We start from the raw sequence: 22,341 nt of genomic DNA on the forward strand, positions 1-22,341 counted from the left end.
ATTCTGAGTTAAAAATCGGTTCGATTCTCGTGGAATTAAGGTCCAAATGAGGTGAAATCGAAGCGATGTCACGTACATTGTTGTTTTTATTATAAATGAATCCGATTACAATGTCACGCATATACGAACATCTCAATTCATAAAATAGTTATTTTTTAAAACAGAGCCGGAAATGACTCTGCTTTTTGGTATAAATCACTGATTATTAGTGTATACTGGATGGGTGAAAGCTGTCAGTTACAACCCAAAGGGCACTGCAAATGGAATGCTCTTTGGCGAACGCACTTTTAACTAATGAACCTAACAATACACGAGGAGTGAGAGTGTGACTCAATTTTATTTTGTTCGACATGGAAAAACTGAAATCAATGCAGAAGGACGTTTCAATGGTGGAACTGTTGATTCTCCTTTGATTCCATCAGGAGTAGAGGCGACCAAAAGGATGGCCCAACACTTAAAGACTGTCTCTTTTGACGTAGCGTTGTCTTCGCCGCAAATGCGGGCGCAAACGACGGCTAACATTATTTTGGCGGAAAATGCGGCACCTCCGGAATTGACTGTCGTTGAAGATTTACGAGAAATGCGGCTGGGGGATTGGGACGGTCAAAAGATTGATCAGATTACGGCGGCATATCCTGAAGATCTAAAGAATTATCGGACGCGGCCAGACCTATTTGCCGCAGAAAAATTTCATGCAGAATCCTACCCTAGTTTGATTGCCCGAAGTACGAAGGTAATCGAAGAGACGGCTAAGCTGTATCCAAGTGAGAAAATTTTGGTGGTTAGCCATGGGATTTTATTGATGGCCTTATTAAATACGTTGAATGGTGTCCCGTTAGCGAAAATTCGTGAGAGTGGCATCGTGGATAATTCCAGCTTGACGATTTTGACGTATTCCAAAGGGCAGACACTCATTGAAGCGTGGGGCCAAACCTTTTAAGAGGAAAACGAACAAATAATGATAAAAGTATCATCGGATCAGCGAAAAGTAAAAGATTAAAAATCAAATTCCACGCTTATCACTTGTTTTTTCATATTTTCAAAAAGAACTAGTTAATTCTGGATGCTGTTTTTGATAAAAAGTCTATATAATCATTTTGGTTATTTGTAGACTTTTTTGTTGTGTGTAAAATAATAAATATTAGAACTAAGTAACCAAGGGTTCTTCAAAGGATTCGCTTAATTTCTTCTTATAAGTGATTGAATAAAAGATAAACTCTCGCTGAAACGGCAGTATTAATTAGATGGAAATGGCCGTAAGTTATAAATGACTTTTAAAAGACTTCTTAGTGTTTTTTGCTTTCGTGTTTTTTTATGACGGATCAAGCAGCGGATGAAAGAAATAAAAAAACAGTGATTTTTCTGATAGTAAGACTTTCAAAAAAAATAAGAACGAAAAAAGCCCTTTGATTTTTAGTTCAAAGGGCTCTTATTCAATTTTAATATTGAGGTAACTATTCTGTAAACAGATTTTTTCGCTTTAATCGATAAGTCAGCTCGATCATGGTTTCTTGATCCTCTAATGGTACGGAGGCATCTGTCAAAAAATACTCGTAGCTGCGAAAGGTGAAGATTCCATTGTCTTGTTTGATGGCATCAATCAACTCCTTGTAGGAATCGGTCAAATCATCGTAATCACCGACGTAGAGAGTTCTAACCGCCTGATAACTAGGCAAAACATAGCTTTGGAATTTTTCTGTCGAAGGAATTTCCTTATTAATGGGAAAGCCGATCTCAACCGCTAAAAGCTCATCTTTAGGCTGCCCCGACTCATCCAGATTCAAGTATGAAATAAATGGCGTCCCTACAAGCTCAGCGCCGTTTTTTTGTATATATTCTAACAAATCTACAAAAGAGGTTCCGATGTAATTTGGTATGTGCTCATGTGAAATATGAGTAGACATCGAAACGATCGTTTGTGCCGGCTTAGTAATCTTCTCAATTTGCATAGTCATCCCCCGTTTCCTAAACTCCTACGCTGATTGTAACAAGGAATGAAATCGAATACAAATACCAGCTATTTTTCCTGTGGCGCGAATCCCAAAACCTGGCCGTGTTGATTCAAATAATTAAAGAAGATAGGAAATAGGTCGACATCGGCCTTGTTTAGTCGTTCTTTCGCCTCAAGCCGTTTCCAGGTTTTAACAGAAACCCCTTTTTCCAGTCTTTTTTTCGCCTGCTGAAAGGAGGGCTCACGTTGATAGATTACTCGATTCAGCAGTTCCCCTTTGGCATAGAGGTAGCAATAATAAGCACCATTCTCGGGTAAAATACCGACAAAGGTTTGGTTTTGCATGATCTGGATCAGCTGCTTATTCCGCCGTAAAAAGCGCTGGACGGTTAAATAATTATTCCACCATTGGGAGGAGGCTTCGAAATCATGCCGCTCACTGGCAGCCTGAACCCGCTGATCGATCCTTGTCAGCAGAGCAGTCGATTTTCCTAAAAGTGTCTCTTTGATTTCTTCAATTCGCAAATCAAACTCTTCTTCTGGAGAGAGCTCGTCATAGCTTTTCACGATGCCAGCTACATATTTCAAGGGGCCGTCTAAGCGGTAGGTGCTATTGATGATTTGTTTCAGCTCTTGGATTTTGCTTTCCTTAAAGAAAGGACCGATCACTAAACCTTCCTCAGACCATTCGCTCAGGACTCTCAAATAGGGTGCTTTACTCAAAAATTGAAAGTAGCCGTAGCTTTCGTAATGATTCATCATTCGATTATATCTTGGACGAATTTGATGAATGACATGGCATTCTAATAAGAGAGCATCAAATTCCGTATCCGTCAGCTCATAATCAAAGTCGTCGATCCAACGAACCATCTCTAGAACTTTCCGTGAATGTTGCTTGTTTTGAATAAAATAGGAGCCGACCCGCTGCTTCAAATTTTTTGCCTTGCCAACATAGATAATCTCGCCACGGCTGTTTTTCATTTTGTAGATACCAGGAGTTTTTGGCAAATTCTTGAGTTTGTCTTTTAGCATATTTTCACCTCGATTGTTCAAAGTAACAAAAAAGATTTTTAAAAAGTTTTTAAAAGTGCGATTCCAGAATCAATTTTTTTAGGATTTTGAAATTAATTGAAAAATAGGTGTTTTTGGTCTAAAATCTGAAAAAATAATCTAAAATATCAAAAAACACGGGTTCTGAGCAATGACCAACCATTTCTATTGTGTTATAATTAATTACGTTAAGAAAGCAATGAGAGAGAGAAATGGAGAGATGTTAAATGTCAAATAAAGTTTTAACCCGACGTGAACTGCGTCAACAAAAACGGCAGAAGACCACTAATTATCGCTACCTTAAAAAAGGGTCTGCTGTAGTAGGTACAGCGTTAGTAACGGTTTCGGTAGCAGCACCATTACTAAACACACATGAAGTAGAAGCTGTTGAAGGCAAAACGACTGCAACCACGTCAAATGTTGATAAAAAAGCTTTTATCAATGAAATTTCAAATGAAATCAAGCCATTGGCCGAAAAACATGATCTTTATTCTTCGATTATGATCGCACAAGCCATCATTGAAAGTGATTGGGGACAAAACGCTTATGCGCAAGCACCTTATTACAATCTGTTTGGTTTAGAAGGTCAATATCAAGGCAAGTCTGCGATGTTAGACAAGAAGAACACAGAAACCGGTCAATCTGAGAAAAAAGAATTAAAGCAATATGGATCTTATAAGGAAGCAATCCAAGACTATATTGAAATCATCAAGACTACTTCTCGTGACGGCAATGAAAATTACTTTAGCGGAACTTGGCGCAGTAATGCAAAAGACTATCAAACAGCTGCGGCAGCATTAGAAGGACGCTTCAATAATGATCAAAGCTATGTTCAAAAATTAGTTTCAACAATTCAAGAACATGATTTAACTAGCTATGATGCTACTGAACCAGTGACACCGCCAGTAGCACAGCCTGCTGTTGCGACACCAGAACAACCAACAGAGTATACGGTTCAATCTGGCGACACGGTTCATTCTATCACGAATCAATTTGGAATTGGCGTGCAAGAGTTCACGGATTGGAACAGTATTACTGACAATAACATCTATGCTGGACAAAATGTGGTTGTTGGCAATGGTACAACAGATGAGAACACGGCGCCAGCTGCTCAAGCAGCACCAGTGACACCTGTTGCAGCGACAACTCCGACTGTAGATCAATCAGTTGTTAATACTACACCAACACCAGAAGTAACGCCAGTAGCAGAAACACCGGCAGTTACTCCAGAAGCTCCACAAAATGAGCCAACAGCACCAGTTGTTCAGGAAGAAGAGGCACCCGCTCAGCAAGAGCAAGAGACTCAAACGCCGGCTCCAGAAACACCTGTAACAACGCCGGAAACACAACCTGAACAAACACAGCAAGAACAGACTCAACAACAAGAACAACAACAGCAGCAAACAGCTCCTGAGCAAACGACTGAAGCTTCTCGTGGAGAACAAGTCGTTAATGAAGCGGAAAAATATATCGGCACACCATATGTATGGGGTGGAAAAGATACTAGCGGATTTGACTGCTCTGGCTTGACTCAATATGTTTACAAGCAAGTAACAGGTAAGGATATCGGTGTTTGGACAGTAGCACAGGAATCATCTGGTACGCAAATCGATGTGAGCCAAGCGCAGCAAGGCGATCTCCTATTCTGGGGTGACCAAGGCTCGACTTATCATGTTGCGATTTCTGCAGGAGGCGACCAATATATTCACGCACCGCAACCAGGTGAAAACGTGAAATACGGTTCAACTCAATATTACACACCAGACTTTGGTGTTCGCGTATACTAAAAGTAATCTAAATATAATACCCAAGCAGACATAAACAATCATTTGTCTGCTTGGGTATTTTTTGTATTTCACTTGATCATCCAAGGGTGCTCAGCAAAAAACTAGCTACTAATAAATTTCATAGTAACATTGCTAATCAGAGTAATGGTTGTTATACTGTGGCTAATTTAAAGCAGAGGATCGGAGGGGAACTGAAATGTATGAACCAAAATTGGAAAAGGAAATCCGTTGTCCTTTAGAATATGGTCTCAATATTTTTGGCGGTAAATGGAAATCACGGATCATTTGTGTGTTGGCCGAAAAAAAGGTGCTGCGTTATAATACCCTGAAAAAAGAGATGACTGATATTACAGATGCTGTCTTGGCAGCGACGTTGAAGGATCTGCTGTCAAATGATATCATTCAACGCAAACAGTACAATGAAATTCCTCCTAGAGTAGAGTATTCGCTAGCTGAAAAGGGCGAGTCGGTGGTTCCGATTCTTCAGCATATTTGCGAATGGTCGGGGGCCTATCATAAGGTTGATAATGAAAAAGCTTTGATGCAATGTCAAAAATGTGATTACCATCAGGTTATTTAGCTCTAAAATAATGAGCAGATAAAAACGCTCGTCCGTTTTTCTGAATTCAGAAAAGCAGACGAGCGTTTTTTATTTGCATGATTGTTTAAGCTACTGTGTAGATTTTGATTTCTGGATCTTTGAACCATAGTGGTTGCAAGCCAGTTACAACATCTTTAGTAAATAGGTCTGTTTCTAAGTATGCCTGAGCATTTTCAGGACTGTCAAATCCATGCAAAACTTGTACGTCTTCATCTCTTACAAGTAAATCTTTAGTAAGAGCGCCATTGATTTCTTTCAAAAACGGGTCACGATAGTCGGTGAAGACCTTCGCTGCAGCAGGACGATTTTTTTCTTCAATGTAAAGAGTGATTTCTAAATAAGCTTTTACTGACATGATAGTTCCTCCTAGATAGCATTATTGTCACCCTCGCGCTAAGGTAAACTCAGATTATCAGAGATACTTTCAGGAGTAAATAATCTAACAAATTGATAAGTCACTAATTTTTTTCATAGTTTTAGTAAATACGAGCAGGAACTAATCATCTGTCATTCGTTTTCTTTTTTCATCAATGATGTCTGAGGTTGAGGTTCGGTTCGACTCCACCATATCTGCAACCGCTAATTTATAATTCAAATTTTTTTGATAATGCAGCGAGAAAAAGCAGCCATATAGAACATCTAATAAATAGCAAATCGACGCATTCACTGCAAAGTTAGCAATCTTTGAATACAGCTTTTCACGAGTGGATATTCGCAGCTGGATATTGGCGAGTTTGCCAAGCGAGCTTTCTCCGATACTAGTAATAGAGATAATAGGAACATGGTTCAGGTATAAAATCTCAGCGAGCTTGATAACAGAGTTGGTCTCTCCGCTGTAGGAAATCACGATCGCGCAAGAATCTTTGCGTAAATTAGAGGCCGCAAATAGCTGTTCTCCCTCAGTGGTACAAATCGAGACCTTCTTTTTAATTCGCGACATTTTGAGTTGAAAATCCTGTGCGATCAGAAGGTTGCCGCTAGTTGCGAAAATATAAATATCCTCCGTCTTTTCCAACAGTTTGACCGCTCGATACAGATTGGTTTGATCAATCAGGTGGTTTGTATCCTGAACCGCCTCGTTGTTCAGATGCATCAGCTTGCTTGCAATAGATGAAAAATCATCTCTATCAGTAAAGGGAAAGTTTGCATCGACATCCTTGAAATGCTCATTCAAATAGCTGACCTCATCTAAATATGCGTCGCGAAAGTCATTCCAGCCAGAAAAATTCAATTTTTTAGCGATTCGAATCAGCGTTGAAGGAGCGGTATGATTTTTCGCTGCAATTTCTTTGATCGTTTGCTTCTTGATTCGAACCTTTTCCTCTAGCATATAATTAATGACGGTCTTCTCAGAATTTGAGAAAGGAAAAGTTTCCATTTTTTCGTGTAATAGCATAGAATCCCCTCATTTTTTTTAGGTTAATTCTAGTTTAACAAGAGGACTTCACACTGTCCAAGTATATTTTTTTTCATGAGTTGAAACGAAATTCGCAAAAAATGCAGGGAAACACCTAAAAAAAGGAAATCGCGTTACGATTTAAAGGGATTCGATTGTATTCTATCGGTTTCAATCTAAAATGAAGGTACCAAGAGGAAATGAAAGCACTGAGATTTAAATGAGATTTCCTTTTAGTAAACTAAAGGAGTGTACGAAATGGATTATAAGGTTTTAGGTAAAAACATTTTGGACAACATTGGTGGAGAAGTAAACATTCAAGAATTTTATCACTGTGCAACGAGGTTACGGTTCATTTTGAAGGACCCGTCAAAAGCCGACAAGAAGAAGGTCGAAACACTCAAGGGTGTTATCAGTGTTGTAGAAAGCGGCGGACAGTTTCAGGTCGTCATTGGAAACAAGGTAAAGGATCTATATAATGTCATGACGCAGGAACTGGGCCTATCAACGGAAACTAGTGAAGCCGGAGAAAATAAAAACAAGATCAGCCCGATCAATCGATTAATTGACTTATTATCAGGAACATTTGCTCCAGCCTTTGGCTTATTGGCTGGATCTGGGTTATTGAAGGGAATTATTTTATTAGCTACTTTTGCAGGGCTGCAGACGGATTCGGGTGCTTATCTTATTTTAAGCGCTGCGGCAGACAGCTTATTCTATTTCTTGCCGATCATCTTGGCTATTTCCGCTGCTAGAAAATTTAAGACGGATCAATTTTTATCAGTCGTTATAGCGGGTGCTTTATTGCATCCAACGATTGTTGAAGCGCTAAACAGCGGACAATCCGTCGATTTCTTTGGGATTCCAGTTATTTTAGCAAATTATAGCAGTTCTGTGATTCCGATTCTTTTTTCTGTCTGGATTCTCTCAAAGGTTGAACCGTTTGTTAAACGCTTTTTACACGAGAGTATTCAAACCTTTATTACGCCAATGATTTGTTTGGTCATTATGGTACCGTTGACCTTGATTGTTGTCGGACCAATTGCTACTTATCTAGGAAATGCTTTGGCAGATGGTTATCTGTTGATCTATAAATTAAGTCCGATTATCTCAGGGATCATCATCGGTGCATTATGGCAGGTCTTTGTCATTTTCGGTCTGCATTGGGCATTTATTCCAATCATGATCAATAATATTGCTAATTTGGGTTATGACACATTGATGGCTATGTGTACTCCGGCGGTCGTTGCTCAGGCTGGTGCCGCTTTGGGTGTGTTCTTACGAAGCAGAAACAAGCAATTCAAATCATTATCTCTATCTGCTTTTATCACAGGGTTATTTGGTGTCACTGAGCCTGCTATTTATGGTGTGAATCTAAGAGTTAAAAAACCATTTATCATGGGTGTTATTAGTGGGGCTGTCGGAGGTGCAATTATTGGTGCGGCCGGCTCAAGATCGACTATTTTCGGAACCTTAAGTTTTGTTACCTTCCCGGCTTATTTTGGTAAAGGATTTGCGGCGTATGCGTTTAGTTATTTCTTTTCAATGATATTGGCTTGTGTACTTACCTATTTCTTTGGCGGCGTGAAAGAGTATGAAGCAGAAGAAAATAAGACAGCGCCAACAGCGGATCAGGAAGACGTGCTCTCGCCAGTTGCTGGGGAATTAGTATCATTAGAAACAGTCGCGGATGAAACCTTTTCATCTGGTGCAATGGGTGAAGGCTTTGCGGTCAGACCAGCAAACGGAAAAGTTGTCGCTCCGATCGATGGAGAGATCACCATGGTTTTCCCTACTGGACATGCATTAGGGATCAGAAACAAGGATGGCATTGAGATATTAATCCATATTGGTATTGATACAGTTTCGATGAACGGAGAAGGCTTTAAGAAACATGTTTCTGAAGGAGATCAGGTAAGAAAAGGAGAGCTGCTGATCGAATTTGATCCATTAATGATCAAAGAGGCCGGACTCGATTCTACTGTAATGGTTGTTTTTACGAATCGTGAAAGCTACAAGAGTGCGACAAACTTGAGCTCGTTTGATCAGCCGATTACCGAAGGAGCGGAAATTTTTACCTTGAATTTATAAGGAAGAAGCGAGGAAGAAAATGAGAAAAGACTTTTTATGGGGCGGCGCGATCGCTGCTCATCAGGCAGAAGGCGAATGGAAGGCAGGCGGCAAAGGTGTCAGTGTAGCCGATGTCTTGACATCCGGGACACATGAAAAGAAAAGAGAGATTACTAAAGGCATCATTGAAGGAAAAAATTATCCTAATCATTTTGGGATTGATTTTTATAATACCTATCAAGAAGATATTAAGCTATTTGAGGAAATGGGCTTTAACGGCTTTAGAACGTCAATCGCCTGGACGAGAATTTTTCCTGAAGGGGACGAGGCAGAACCAAACGAAGAAGGCTTACAATTTTATGATGATTTGTTTGATGAGCTGATTGAAAAAGGAATGGAGCCGATTATTACGCTGTCGCATTTTGAAATGCCGTATCATTTAGTGGAAGCATATGGCGGCTGGCGCAGTAAAAAAGTAATTGATTATTTTGTTAACTTTGCGGAGGTTGTTTTTAAGCGCTATAAACATAAAGTTAAGTATTGGATGACCTTTAATGAAATCAACAATATCTTTAATCCAAACGATGAATTTTTTAGCTTTGTGACTGGCGGTCTGCAATATCAGGAGCAAGAAAATAAGCAGCAAGTAATGTACCAAGCCTCAATGAATCAGCTGGTTGCCAGTGCTAAGGCAGTAGAAATCGCAAAAGCGCTCCGCCCTGATTTTGAAATCGGCTGTATGCTGGCCTTTATCCCAGTCTATCCATATTCAAGTAATCCAGCCGATGTCCTTTTGGCTCAGCAAGAAATGCGCAGCCGTTATTTCTATCTGGACGTTCACGTTCATGGTGAAATTCCGAATTATACGAAAATCCTATGGGAAAAAGAGAAAATTACGATCGACTTATCTGAAGAAGAAATCCAAGTGTTAAAAAAAGGAACAGTGGATTATGTTGCGATTAGCTATTACATGTCGAATACAGTAAGCAGCCAAAAGCAGGAGGAACAGGGTGCTTCTTACAAATCTAGCGAGAATGTTGTTGATAATCCTTATTTGACGGCCTCTGATTGGGGCTGGCAAAATGATCCGACCGGCTTGCGTTATGCGTTGAATGAGTTGTATTATCGTTATCGTAAACCAATTATGATTGTAGAAAATGGTTTGGGTGCCTTCGATGATGCGACGAACAAAGAGGTCATTGTTGACGACTATCGGATAGAATATTTGCGAAACCATATTTTAGCGATGAAGCAGGCAGTCGATGAGGATGGTGTAGATGTTCTAGGATATACCTCATGGGGGCCAATCGATATCGTCAGCGCTGGAACAGGGGAAATGAAGAAACGTTACGGCTTCATTTATGTCGACCAGGATGATTACGGCAATGGTTCGAAAAAGCGTTACAAAAAGAAGAGCTTTGATTGGTATAGAGAAACGATTAAAGGAAACGCAGAGAATCTAATATAAAAAAGGAACCTGCGGCTATGAACCATGGAAACTATAGCCGCAGGTTTTTGTTTATGAGGTCACACAAATCTTTTTTGAACAGATATAATTGCACGAAAACGCTTTTATTGTTACAATTATGAACGAAGGATAGTGACTGGTAGAGCAGGCTAAACCTTAATAAGATGTAATGTCTTATTTTGGTTTGGCCTTTTTTGTTAGTCCAATTTTTTACAGATTATTGAAATGTGAGAGTGTAGTGGAAGTTGAAATCTGCTCATCGAAACATGTCGCTTAGTTGACTGACGGGCGAAGATTCGAGAAATGAATTTCGACAATTGTATGAGCTGTCGCAAAATGAAAGGAGATTTTTCATGTTTAAAAAAGATTTTTTATGGGGCGGCGCGACTGCCGCGAATCAATTAGAAGGTGCGTATCACGCGGATGGTAAAGGCTTATCGGTCGCTGATGTGATGCCGGGCGGAAAGCAGCGGTTTCAAGTGATAGGATCGCCAGAATTTGCCTGGGAGATCGACGAGGCAAAATATATCTATCCAAATCATCGCGGGATCGATCATTATGAGCGCTTTCGTGAAGATATCGCATTATTCGCGGAAATGGGTTTCAAGTGCTATCGTTTTTCGATCGCCTGGTCACGAATTTTTCCAAAGGGTGATGAGCTGCAGCCAAATGAAGCGGGACTGAAATTTTATGACGCATTGATTGATGAGTGCTTGAGCTATGGCATCGAGCCAGTAATTACGATCTCCCATTATGAAATGCCGCTGCATCTAGCAACAGCATATGGCGGCTGGAAAAATCGTCAATTGATTGAATTCTATGAACGATTTGCGAAAACAGTCCTGACTCGCTACGGTAAAAAGGTGAACTATTGGATGACCTTTAACGAGATCAATTCAGCCTTTCATTTTCCAGCCTTGAGTCAGGGAATGGTCGCTTCAAACGGCGGAGCGGAGATGCAAAATGTCTTTCAAGCGTGGCACAATCAATTTGTAGCAAGCAGTTTAGCGGTTAAAATCGCTCGTGAAATTGATTCAACTATCCAAGTCGGCTGCATGATCATTTATGCAACGAGCTACGGTATCGACTCAAATCCGATCAATCAAGCCGCGAATTTAGTCCAAAATCAAGAATTCAATTTCTTCTGTACTGATGTACAGGTTCGTGGTGCTTATCCAGCTTATACTAAACGGATGCATAAAAAATATGGCGTCGATGAAGCAAAATTGGTTATTACAGAAGAAGATTTGGCGCTATTAAAGAACTATCCAGTGGATTATATTGGGTTTAGTTACTACATGTCGATGGTCGTGGATGAAACATCAGAAGAAACAGAGGGAGCGTCTGGCAATCTGCTTGGCGGCGTAAAAAATCCATTCCTGAAAGCAAGCGAATGGGGCTGGCAAATTGATCCGGAAGGCTTGCGAATCGCTATGAATGAGCTGTATGGTCGTTATCAGGTACCGCTATTTATTGTCGAAAACGGTCTGGGGGCAATCGATGAAGTGCAACCAGATGGATCGATCGAAGATGGCTATCGTATTGATTATTTGCGTGCGCATATCGAGGCGATGAAGGAAGCTGTTGAAGATGGTGTTGATTTGATGGGCTATACACCTTGGGGCTGTATTGATCTGGTTAGTGCGTCCACTGGTGAAATGAGCAAGCGTTATGGCTTCATATACGTGGATCTGGATGATCAGGGCAATGGAACTTTGGATCGTTCGAAAAAGGCTTCGTTTGATTGGTACAAAAAAGTGATTGCTTCCAATGGAGCAGATCTCGCTTAAGTCTAGCAAGTAAAAAAGACAAAGGACCTTTCTGATTTAAAGTTTTTTTGAAAAATACTTAACAAAATGAAAGCCAAATGCGCATATTACTTTCGATTATGATGGTATATGAGTGTTTGGCTTTTTTATTATCTTATTTTTGCTTCGACCACCTAATGATTTGTACAGCGCTATTAGTTAATTTGAAATACAGTTGTTGATAAAATTATTATGTCTACCTAGGGCGGACAACATCACAAGTACAACGAATAAAAAAAGAGGATCGACTTGGAAAAGCCAATCCTCTTTTTTTCAATCGAATTTTGAAACAAGATAACAACGGCTTCTATCATATCAAGTAAAGCCACGATCCAATGGCAATAAAAGAGAGCGAAAGGAGATACACAAAGACACTCGCACATAAAACCAAAATTTTCCCGTTGTCACTAAGCACATCGGCTTTAAAAACCGGTAAAAACAGGTCATATTTACGGAAAAGAAAGACGCGACCAGCAAGAATCCCAGCAACAATTCCAAATAATAGTAAAAAGAACGAAAGGCTGATGACGGATGTGAGTTTCAGAAAAATGCAAAAGGATAACATTGCGGCGTAAACATATTTCTCCAAAATAATCACCTGATTTCTTTGCTTATTTCGTATCTACTTACATTATAAGAGATAAAAAGGCAGAGAAAGTATTCGGTTTTTTTAAACATTGTAAAAAACTAGGGAAAAACATTTAAAAGAGCTCTTGTCTGTCATGAGTATCGAAAAAGGGTCATTTACCCCTCCTTTAAATAGCGCCAAAGTGTCGTTCGACTGATCCCTAGCTGTTCAGCAGTCTTGGTTTGATTTCCATTGTTTTGTTCCAGCACACTCAAAATAATTTCTTTTGAGTAATCAAAAAGGGTCGGGTTCTCCACTTTTGTTTGTAGGGAAAAGCTTCCAAGATGACTGTCCGAGAAATTTTGGAGTAAGCGTTCCTTTTTCAACAGCTGGACGACCTGATGCTCAGAAATATAGTGAGTCGATGCGTTTATCACTAGCTCCTTGATACCGGATTGCAGCTGGTTGAAGTTTCCCGGCCAGTCAAAGGCCAGAAACTCGTTCAGGGCATTAGGATCGAAGCCGATCACGTCCTTGTTGCATTCAATATTCAGCTTGTTCAGCAGGAGCGTGGTGATCACGTTCAGCTCATGTTTTCGTTCCTTGATAGGCGGTGCATAGATGCTGGCGCAATTTAATTCGAATAGTAAACGATGATAGATTTTTTCTTCACTAACGTTGTTTGTATTATAAGTGAACAATAAATTATTCCTTTGCAGAAGCTTTGTATTTTTTACGATAGTAATCAGCTGCTCTGCATCGTGAACAGTGAGCTGTTCGATATTTTGAAAAAGCAGGGTATTGTTTTCATCAACCAGCGGTCCATTCGTCGGGTTGACAAGAAATTTCCACATCTTTTCGTTCATCAGCTTTGCATCAATCGAAATCAATTGATTGTTGTGAATTTTTTGATTCAAGAAGGCTTGATAAGCAATACTAGATTTTGCTGTTCCGGTTTCGCCTACGATGATGATGGAATTATAAAAATTATTGACCTGCCGTAATTTTCGTTTTGTCTCTTCTTGAATAAATTGAGTAAATAGGAGCTTTGTAGTGAAAATTTCTTCAATCTCGGCGCGTTTTTGATAAAAAATCCCAAAGCGGTTATTAATAATCGGGGGTGTTGAAACATTCAGATTACAGCTATAATAAATCGAGTCATCGATACTTATTTTTTTTACACTAAGCATATAAACTTTGTTTTCAAAGGTATGATAGTATTGGTTTTCGTCTGTCATATCTTTTTTTGTGCTTAAGGATCTGGCGAGCGAGCTGGATAAATTTGGAGCGACATTTGAAAAATAAACGTGAAAGCGATCGTCTAGAACAACAAAATCCTGTTTCTGCTGCTTGATGCTTTCTTCTAATACCGATTTCTCATGGATAACGCGTTTTAATTGCTTGGCGATGGTCAAGGCCTCCTGATAAGCGTGCTTGACGCTTTCAAAACCAGAGGTAATCAAGATAGTATTGATTGCTTTGGTTAATGCCAAGCGATTCGTGATCGCGTCGCAGAGAATCATTTCATAATTTTCCTCAACTAAAACATCCAAGGTTGTACTTGCGTCAGTGGTTTCGTCTAATGTGATGATCTTTATGTTGTAGCCTAAAATGTCACAGAGTAAATGCGCGGTTTCTGTAATACTGGCATAGCCGACGATGGCAAAATTTTCAGTATAATTCTTCGCTAATCGAATGGTTCCCAAAATATCATAGATGGAGATCGACACATCGATGACAGGGATGGAAACCACTTGACGAATCAAGTCGGCGGTTCCGCCCCGGGAGATAATCGCGTCATAACCATCATGAAAAAGCTCTGCCGCCACTTTTTGACCTTCCTGCAAATCGGCAGTGTAAATATCTGATTCCACTTCTGAAAATTGCTTACTAACGATATTCATCGAGTTATTCAGTTCATCGTAGGGAGCAATACCTAAAATTTTGATTTTAATCGACATTGTCGTTTCTCCTTGTGTTTCATATTGAAACTATTATACCAATGTTAATTAAAAATAAGTATCAAAAAAATGAAAACGTTTCAAAAAGAAACAAATATTTTTAATGGTGAATATCCAAAGCCGAAAATGCAGGCTAAAATGAAACCATGAAATCAAAGGTGGTGAATGGATGATAAAGCTGCTAGTTATTGCAGATGATTTTACAGGGGCCCTTGATACCGGCGTTCAATTTTCCAAGCAGGGGATCTCGACGCTCGTCTCAACGGACACAAAAATAAGATTTTCCGATGTTGACGAAGAAGTCGATGTTTTGGTGATCGATACGGAAAGCCGCTACTTAGCTTTTGAAGAGGCGTACAAATTAATTCATGCAATAATTGTAAGCGCTAAAAAAGCTGGAATCCCATTTATTTATAAAAAGGTCGATTCTGCGTTACGGGGGAATATCAGTGCAGAGATCAAAGCCGTTTTGGATGCGAGTCAGGAAGCTGCAATTCCGTTTTTACCAGCGTATCCTGAGATGAATCGTGTGCTGATTAATGGTGATCTCTACATAGATCGAATCCCGGTTTCTCAAAGTGTTTTTGCAGAAGATCCATATGAGCCAGTAATTGAAAGCAATGTGCTGCGCAGGTTAAAAGCAGAGGCAGATATTGATGGCTATTTAATAGAAGAAAACCTGCCTGAACCACTCAACGGTGTCTTAGTTTTTGATGCTGAAACGAATGAGGATTTGGAAAAGCAAGCCGATATTTTGGAGCAGGCGGAGTTGTTGTCTATCTCGATCGGCTGTGCAGGGTTTGCGAAAGTATTAGCCGAAAAATTATTTCCCAGAACGGAGCCAAAAACCTTCTCATTAAAAGGACCGCTGGTAGTGATCTGCGGAAGTGTCAATCCTATTACTAGAAAACAAGTCGATTATGTGGAGCATCGGAATTATCCTAGAATTTCTTTGAAACCGCATCAGCTGCTGCGCCCGGATTATTGGAACGGCTCAGAAGGAAAAAAGGAAGTCGCTCACTATCTGAGTTTAATGGCCGATCAGGCATTGATCATTTTTGAAACCTTGAGTCAAGAGACCAGCCAAGGAATTGAGCAGCACAGTCAAGAGCTAGGGTTGGCGATTTCCGATTTTCGTTTTAAGATTGGCCGCTCATTGGGGGAGCTGACTCAAGCGATTTGGTCAGAAAAGTCGGAGAACACCTTTTTATTTACAGGAGGAGATACATTGTTTCAGTCGATGAGTGTGCTGGGGATCAATCAGATCAAGCCGCTGGCTGAAATCAGTGCTGGAGTCGTTCTTTCAGCAATTAAATGGAAGGAACAGGAAATCCAAGTCATCACTAAATCCGGTGGCTTTGGGAATGAGGAGCTCTTTGAAGAAATCAGTCAGTTAACAGAATAGAACGGAAAATGGAGGAAGAAAAATGCTTGTAGATTACAGTTTAAAAATGCCGAAGAATATCATTGCGGGGGAACATGCGATTGAGCAGCTATCTGGAATTATCGCGACAGGTATCAAAAAAATCGTGATTTTTACAGATAAGGGAATTCTAGGAGCGGGATTAGCAGATTTGCCTAAAGCGCTAATTGAAAAAGCGGGTGTGGATTATACGATCATTTCAGAGATTCCCGCAGAACCAAGCTATCATGAGGCGCAGGCGATGGTCGACGAGTTCAAAAAGGAACAAGCGGATTTTATCATCGCTATCGGCGGGGGCAGTGTGATGGATGTGGCTAAGCTTGCATCAATCCTAGCTACGGATGAATACAAGGTCAAGGATTTGTTAGATGTTCCATTGCTTGCCAAAAAACAAATCACGAGTTTGATGATTCCTACTACGGCTGGAACAGGCGCGGAGGCAACTCCGAATAGTATCGTCGGTGTACCGGAAAAAGAATTAAAAATCGGCATCGTCAATCCTGAAATGATTGCTGACTATGTGCTTTTGGACAGTCGGATGATCAAAAATCTGCCAAAACCTATTGCGGCTGCGACTGGCGTCGATGCATTATGCCATGCGATCGAGTGTTTTACTTCGGCAAAGGCCAACCCAATCAGTAATACCTTTGCATTAGAAGCATTGGATCTGATCATGAACAATATCATCGAAGCGTGTACCAACCCAGCTGCGTTGGAGGCAAAAAGCCGCATGCTTCTAGGTTCCTTCTATGCCGGAGTAGCCATTACCTCTTCTGGAACAACTGCCGTTCATGCGCTTTCGTATCCGCTAGGAGGAAAATATCATATTGCTCATGGTGTCTCCAATGCGATGCTGCTGACACCAGTGATGAAGTTCAATCAGCCCGCAATTAAGGATTTATTGGCTGTTGCGTATGATCGTGTGGTCAAGGATGGTGACAAGGAGCTTACGGTTGACCAAAAATCGGCCTATATGCTGAGTCAATTAGAAGAAATTGTTCAAGTATTAGAAATTCCGACAAGTTTAAAAGAATTCAACGTACCTGAAGAGGACTTAGATGGGCTAGTGGCAGCTGGTATGGAAGTTACCCGCTTGCTTGTCAATAATAAACGGGAAGTTACGCCAGAGGATGCAAGAAAAATCTATTTGGAAATTCTGTAGCAGCGATGCAGAAAATTCGATAATTGATCCTTATTTATATAGAAGGAGATTTTAAATTATGAAAAAAATCATCGGTATCACAATGGGCGATCCAGCTGGGATTGGACCAGAAATTTCATTAAAGGCTTTTCAAAAATCAGAGTTGTATGACAGATGCAGACCGCTTCTTGTGGGGGATAAGAGTGTCGTCGATCATTATCTGGCAAAGCATCCGGATCTGGATTTATCAGTAAATCTGATTGAGCACCCAAGTGAGGGGAAATACGTACTAGGGACAATTGATTTAATCGATTTAAGCGTGGTTGATTTGGCAGAGCTGCCCATCGGTGAAGTATCGAAGGCAGGCGGAAATGCCGCATTTCAATATGTCAAAAAGGTTATCGAATTAGCCTTAGCAAAGGAAATCGATGCGACAGTGACGAACCCTTTAAATAAAGAAGCGTTGAATGCGGCGGGGCATCATTATGCTGGACATACCGAAATTTATGCTGATTTAACAGGAACAGATAAATACACGATGATGCTGGCAGACGGAAATTTACGTGTCGTCCATGTTTCCACACACGTTTCTTTACGTGAGGCCTGCGATCGGGCGACCAAAGAGCGAGTGCTGGATGTCATTCGAATTGCTGACCAGGCATGTAAAAACTTAGGGATAAAGACACCTCGGATTGCGGTGGCAGGCTTAAACCCTCATTGCGGTGAAAACGGACTGTTTGGTCAAGAGGAAATTAATGAGATCAATCCGGCTGTTGAAGCAGCTAAGGCGGAAGGCATCAATGCTTATGGCTCGCTTCCGGCTGATACGGTCTTTTCTAAAGCGAATGGCGGGATGTATGACATTGTTGTTGCGATGTATCACGATCAGGGGCATATCCCGTTGAAGCTGCTGGGCTTTGTGTATGATCAAAAAACAGCTAGCTGGGAGGCGGTCAAAGGAGTCAATATCACTTTGAATCTGCCGATTATCCGCACCTCAGTTGATCACGGAACAGCCTTTGATCAAGCAGGGAAATGGACTGCAAGTGAGCTTAGTCTTGAGAATGCTATTGATTATGCTATTCGTTTAGCAGAGAACTCATAAAAATAAACGCAATTGAAAAAAAGGAGGAGTTAAAATGGCAACAAGCTTACCTCGTGTAAGAGAATCAGAACCAAATGGGGTTGTGTATCGCGATGAATTTTTAAATGTAGATTTCGGCTTGATACCAACTGGCGGTAATAACACCGCTCATGCACCAACCTTGATCGAAACGACAGACGGCGGCCTGCTGTGCGCATGGTTTGCCGGAAGTTTTGAAGGCAGCGGGGATATTTCAATCGTGGTATCAAAGCTGAATCCAGACACACAGGTGTGGTCAGTGCCGGTCACTGTATCAAAAGGGGAGGATCGCAGCGAACAAAATCCAGCCTTCTTCCGAGCACCAGATGGACAGATCTGGTTGATCTATACCTCTCAGTTAAGTCGTCAAGAGGGAAAGGACAATATGCAGTTTACCTCGATCATCATGGTTCAAAAATCAAGTGATGAAGGAACCAGCTGGGGAGAACCAGAAGTTTTATTTGCTAATGAAGGAACTTTTTCTCGTCAGGCTATTCAGATTTTGAGTAATGAGCGCTGGATTTTTAGTACTTGGTTATGTGAGGATTCACCGGAAGGACTGACGAATGATCCGACAGAATTTCAAATTTCTGATGATCAGGGCCAGACCTGGCGAGCGGTTCGGATGCCAGACAGCAATGGACGAGTTCATGCGAATGTTGTCGAGGTGGAAAAAGGCCATCTTGTAGCCTTTATGCGCAGCCGTTTTGCCGACCATGTGTATGCCAGTGAATCCAATGATTTTGGGGACAGCTGGAGTGTTCCAGAGGCGACTGTCCTGCCAAATAACAATGCAAGCGTCAGTGCCATCAAGCTGCACTCGGGAGAAATCGCTTTGGCATATAACATGAACGCTGCGAATAATGCAGAATTCGGCAAGGTTACTTGGCCGGGATTGCGAAATCCAGTAGTGGTTTCGGTTTCGGAGGATTATGGAAAATCTTGGCCGATCGGTCGCATCCTTGAACCGGCTGAAGGGTATATTGGCAGAGAAAATAAAACGAACAACTCTCAGCATGAATATCCAACGCTTTATCAAGACAGTAAAGGTATTTTGCATTTAGTCTATGCCTATAAAAACCGTCTTTGTGTTAAGTATGTGCGTTTTACGGTAGAGGAGCTGTTCGGTGAAAAACGAGAAGCAGAAGGATTATACAATCCAACATCAGGTGAAGGTGTAGATAAATAAGTCTCCGCTGAAATGGTACCGCATTCTTACTAGCTTTATGAACACGATAAAAAATTAGAGGAGCGATTTGAATGAAACAAACAGAATTAAAAGGAATCATTGTCCCAATCTTGACCCCGATGCATGAGGATGAAAGCATTAATCTAGAAGAGCTTCGTGCGCAGGTCGAGCGGATGATCGAAAATGGGATTCACGGTATTTTTCCTTTCGGGACAAATGGCGAAGGCTATATTCTGACGGCAGAAGAAAAAAAAGTAGTGCTGGAAACCGTTGTTGACCAAACCAATGGGCGTGTCCCGATTTATGCCGGAACAGGGACACTCTCTACTAAAGAAACGATCGAACAAAGTAAGATGGCGCAAGCAGCAGGAGCGGATGTACTGTCTCTCATTACGCCTAGCTTCGCCGCGGCAAGCCAAGAGGAACTATACACGCATTATAAAACAGTCGCTGAAGCAGTGGACATGCCGATTGTTTTATATAATATCCCAGCACGGACAGGAAATGCGATCGCACCGGCAACAGTCGGACGTTTGGCTGAAATTGAAAATATTATCGGTGCCAAAGATTCTAGCGGGAATTTTTCAAACATCCTAGGCTATATCGATGCAGGAAAAAAGAAAACGAACGGCAATTTCTATACTCTGTCTGGCAATGACCAACTGATTATTTGGACACTGTTAGCCGGCGGAACCGGAGGCATTGCAGGCTGTGCGAATGTTTACCCACAAACAATGGCTTCTATTTATGATTTGTTTGTTGAAGGCAAAATTGAGGAAGCTAAAAAAGCCAATGAACGTATTCAAAGCTTCAGAGCCTGCTTTAAATATGGCAATCCAAATACGATCGTGAAAACAGCTACTGGTTTACTCGGACACAATGTAGGTTCTTGTCGTGCGCCATTCAATCAAATTCCTGAAGAAGGAATCGAAGCAATCAAGAAGGTTCTAGAAGAGAATAAGGCTAAAGGAATGCAATAGAAAAGGCCATTTAAATCAGTCGTTTCTTTAAATAAATGGTTCGAAGTGGATAGAATATTTTCTTCCTAAGGAGGTCAATATTCTATCTACTTGATAAGGATAGATAAATAAAGCTTGGGAGGTTACTATGACTATTCAAATGATTATTGCCTTGGCAATCACCGCATTAATGATTGTTTTGATCATGATCGACAAACTGCCATTTGGCGCACCGCCGCTATTTGCGTGTATTTTACTGGTTATATTTGGAATTACTGATATCAAGGGTGCATTTGCTGGATTTTCAAACTCAACGATCATCATGTTGGCTGAGTTTATGGCTATTATTGCGGCGTTACAGAAGACCAATTTTATTGTTGTATTCAAAAAAGCCATGTTTTCTATGGCGAATAAGGGCGGCTTCAAATCATATATGCTGATTATCCTAGTGGTTATGCTGGGCTGCAGCATGTTCGGAACAGGTTCAACGGCGTACTATGTCCTTACTATTGGTTTGCTTTCTACTCTGCCTTATAGTAAAAAGCTTCCGCCATCAAAGGTAATTATGACTGCTGGTTTTGCTGCGAATCATCCATTGATTCCTTTTAATACGGCTTTGCAATTTGGAATCGTGACTGCTGTTCTTGGGGCAGCGGGACAAGCGATAAATGTTTCTGTTTTTAAATTTGCTATTGTCAATTTATTCTTATCCCTTGGTTTTCTGCTGAACTGTATCATTCAATATAAATTCCTGCCGGATCATCCGATCAAAGACGAGGATGAAGAGGAGACAGACTCAGCTGTAAATGAAACCGCTTCTTTATTGCCTAAATGGAAGCAAAACGTGACGTATGGAGCCTTTATCTTTGCGGTTGTTGGAATGCTGCTGCAAAGCAGAATAGGTGACGCCGGCTATGCGATGGCTGGTTTATCTGTTGCTGCCATTTTAGTTGTTGGTGTATTGGATTTTGCAGAAATTCGTGATGCCATCAGTGCTCCAATCATTTTAATGTCGGCTGGTGTCATTGGTGTTGCTGACGCTTTAGGAAATACAGGACTCACCAATTTAGTTGGCGAGACAGTCGCCGGAATGCTGGGAACAAACGTCAATCCATTTGTGATGATTTTTGCTTTCTGTATTTTGACGAGCCTGCTAGCTACTTTGACCGGTTCAACGATTGGTACAGTGTATGTTTTCACACCTTTAGCCATTGCTGTATGTTCGAATCTTGGACTAGATCCTACAGCGGCAGCCTGTGCAATCGTTATTTCGGGCTGGTGCGGACACTTTCTACCTATCGATGGCATGCCTGCTATGATCTTAGGATATGGAAAATATTCGGCAAAAGAGTTTTGGGTATTTACGATACCGCAATATTTCATTCGATTATTGGCTTTAACTGTTGGATCACTGATCATGTTCCCTATGTAAAAAAATAAAGAGGTGCGAAAATGACAAATAAATTTGAGCTAGAACATATTGGAATCAATACAGAAAATACTAAGGAGGCCGAGGAGCTGGCTGCTTTATTAAGCAGTATGTTCAATTTGACTTCCCGTCATGGACAAAAATCAGAATTCGCTGGAGATTATTTTGAATGTATGAGAAGTCCGTTTCTAGGTAAAAATGGCCACATCGCTATGAGAACACCAGATTTAGAAGGTGCTGTTACTGAACTGAAGGAGAAAGGTCTTTCTTTCAATATGGAGACAGCGGCTTACGATGAAGCTGGAAAGCTGAAAAATATTTATTTAGCTGGAGAGTTTGGCGGCTTTGCGATTCATATTTTAAGAAAGTAAACGGGAATATCGCATTATCTGGAATAAATTTGAATAATAAGACTTG

General features: G+C 40.8%; 19 protein-coding genes. 13 read left to right on the forward strand and 6 right to left on the reverse strand.

The window, feature by feature from the left end; all coding sequences use genetic code 11:
- The first annotated feature begins 325 nt into the window (after positions 1-325).
- Positions 326-940 carry a histidine phosphatase family protein gene (locus JZO85_RS11995; protein WP_207108770.1) on the forward strand — a complete coding sequence of 205 codons (615 nt, stop codon included), beginning with the start codon at positions 326-328 and terminating at the stop codon, positions 938-940.
- A 514-nt stretch (positions 941-1,454) separates the two neighbouring features.
- Here the strand turns inward: JZO85_RS11995 and JZO85_RS12000 are convergent.
- On the reverse strand, positions 1,455-1,949 hold the full coding sequence (locus JZO85_RS12000; RefSeq protein ID WP_207108831.1) for a GyrI-like domain-containing protein: 495 nt from the start codon (positions 1,947-1,949) through the stop codon (positions 1,455-1,457).
- 68 nt (positions 1,950-2,017) lie between these two features.
- Positions 2,018-2,983, reverse strand: coding sequence for a GIY-YIG nuclease family protein (locus JZO85_RS12005; protein ID WP_207108771.1), 966 nt, complete (start codon positions 2,981-2,983; stop codon positions 2,018-2,020).
- 245 nt (positions 2,984-3,228) lie between these two features.
- Between JZO85_RS12005 and JZO85_RS12010 the strand changes: the two genes are divergently transcribed.
- Both JZO85_RS12010 and JZO85_RS12015 read left to right on the forward strand, forming a co-directional pair.
- Complete coding sequence (locus JZO85_RS12010) at positions 3,229-4,788, forward strand: C40 family peptidase (RefSeq protein WP_207108772.1); 1,560 nt, start codon at positions 3,229-3,231, stop codon at positions 4,786-4,788.
- 196 nt (positions 4,789-4,984) lie between these two features.
- Positions 4,985-5,368 carry a winged helix-turn-helix transcriptional regulator gene (locus JZO85_RS12015; RefSeq protein ID WP_207108773.1) on the forward strand — a complete coding sequence of 128 codons (384 nt, stop codon included), beginning with the start codon at positions 4,985-4,987 and terminating at the stop codon, positions 5,366-5,368.
- Between the two features lie 85 nt (positions 5,369-5,453).
- Here JZO85_RS12015 and JZO85_RS12020 read toward each other — a convergent pair whose 3' ends face one another.
- Positions 5,454-5,744, reverse strand: coding sequence for a hypothetical protein (locus JZO85_RS12020; RefSeq protein ID WP_207108774.1), 291 nt, complete (start codon positions 5,742-5,744; stop codon positions 5,454-5,456).
- 141 nt (positions 5,745-5,885) lie between these two features.
- On the reverse strand, positions 5,886-6,785 hold the full coding sequence (locus tag JZO85_RS12025) for a MurR/RpiR family transcriptional regulator (protein ID WP_207108775.1): 900 nt from the start codon (positions 6,783-6,785) through the stop codon (positions 5,886-5,888).
- Positions 6,786-7,043: 258 nt separating this feature from the next.
- On the opposite strand from JZO85_RS12025, the gene JZO85_RS12030 reads away from it, so the two are divergent.
- The 3 genes from JZO85_RS12030 to JZO85_RS12040 all read left to right on the forward strand — a co-directional run bounded on the left by JZO85_RS12030 (position 7,044) and on the right by JZO85_RS12040 (position 12,113).
- Complete coding sequence (locus JZO85_RS12030) at positions 7,044-8,876, forward strand: beta-glucoside-specific PTS transporter subunit IIABC (RefSeq protein ID WP_207108776.1); 1,833 nt, start codon at positions 7,044-7,046, stop codon at positions 8,874-8,876.
- Between the two features lie 19 nt (positions 8,877-8,895).
- Positions 8,896-10,323, forward strand: coding sequence for a 6-phospho-beta-glucosidase (locus JZO85_RS12035; protein ID WP_207108777.1), 1,428 nt, complete (start codon positions 8,896-8,898; stop codon positions 10,321-10,323).
- Between the two features lie 353 nt (positions 10,324-10,676).
- Complete coding sequence (locus JZO85_RS12040; RefSeq protein WP_207108778.1) at positions 10,677-12,113, forward strand: glycoside hydrolase family 1 protein; 1,437 nt, start codon at positions 10,677-10,679, stop codon at positions 12,111-12,113.
- A 328-nt stretch (positions 12,114-12,441) separates the two neighbouring features.
- Here JZO85_RS12040 and JZO85_RS12045 read toward each other — a convergent pair whose 3' ends face one another.
- Positions 12,442-12,729, reverse strand: coding sequence for a porin (locus JZO85_RS12045; RefSeq protein ID WP_207108779.1), 288 nt, complete (start codon positions 12,727-12,729; stop codon positions 12,442-12,444).
- Between the two features lie 146 nt (positions 12,730-12,875).
- Positions 12,876-14,660, reverse strand: coding sequence for a sigma-54-dependent Fis family transcriptional regulator (locus tag JZO85_RS12050; protein WP_207108780.1), 1,785 nt, complete (start codon positions 14,658-14,660; stop codon positions 12,876-12,878).
- A gap of 169 nt (positions 14,661-14,829) precedes the next feature.
- Between JZO85_RS12050 and JZO85_RS12055 the strand changes: the two genes are divergently transcribed.
- The 7 genes from JZO85_RS12055 to JZO85_RS12085 all read left to right on the forward strand — a co-directional run bounded on the left by JZO85_RS12055 (position 14,830) and on the right by JZO85_RS12085 (position 22,295).
- On the forward strand, positions 14,830-16,065 hold the full coding sequence (locus JZO85_RS12055) for a four-carbon acid sugar kinase family protein (protein WP_207108781.1): 1,236 nt from the start codon (positions 14,830-14,832) through the stop codon (positions 16,063-16,065).
- 22 nt (positions 16,066-16,087) lie between these two features.
- Entirely contained in the window at positions 16,088-17,245 is a 1,158-nt protein-coding gene (locus tag JZO85_RS12060; protein ID WP_207108782.1) for an iron-containing alcohol dehydrogenase, read from the forward strand.
- 58 nt (positions 17,246-17,303) lie between these two features.
- Positions 17,304-18,329, forward strand: coding sequence for a 4-hydroxythreonine-4-phosphate dehydrogenase PdxA (gene pdxA / locus JZO85_RS12065; RefSeq protein ID WP_207108783.1), 1,026 nt, complete (start codon positions 17,304-17,306; stop codon positions 18,327-18,329).
- Between the two features lie 34 nt (positions 18,330-18,363).
- Positions 18,364-19,536 (forward strand): sialidase family protein, encoded by a 1,173-nt coding sequence (locus JZO85_RS12070; RefSeq protein WP_207108784.1) that lies wholly within the window; start codon positions 18,364-18,366, stop codon positions 19,534-19,536.
- A 71-nt stretch (positions 19,537-19,607) separates the two neighbouring features.
- Positions 19,608-20,516, forward strand: coding sequence for a 4-hydroxy-tetrahydrodipicolinate synthase (dapA, locus tag JZO85_RS12075; RefSeq protein WP_207108785.1), 909 nt, complete (start codon positions 19,608-19,610; stop codon positions 20,514-20,516).
- Between the two features lie 127 nt (positions 20,517-20,643).
- Positions 20,644-21,927, forward strand: coding sequence for an SLC13 family permease (locus JZO85_RS12080; RefSeq protein WP_207108786.1), 1,284 nt, complete (start codon positions 20,644-20,646; stop codon positions 21,925-21,927).
- Positions 21,928-21,947: 20 nt separating this feature from the next.
- A complete protein-coding gene (locus tag JZO85_RS12085) occupies positions 21,948-22,295 on the forward strand; it encodes a 2-dehydro-3-deoxyphosphogluconate aldolase (protein WP_207108787.1) in 348 nt (115 codons plus the stop codon).
- Positions 22,296-22,341 lie beyond the last annotated feature (46 nt).

The organism is Candidatus Enterococcus murrayae (assembly GCF_017315985.1).
Taxonomy (GTDB): domain Bacteria; phylum Bacillota; class Bacilli; order Lactobacillales; family Enterococcaceae; genus Enterococcus_A; species Enterococcus_A murrayae.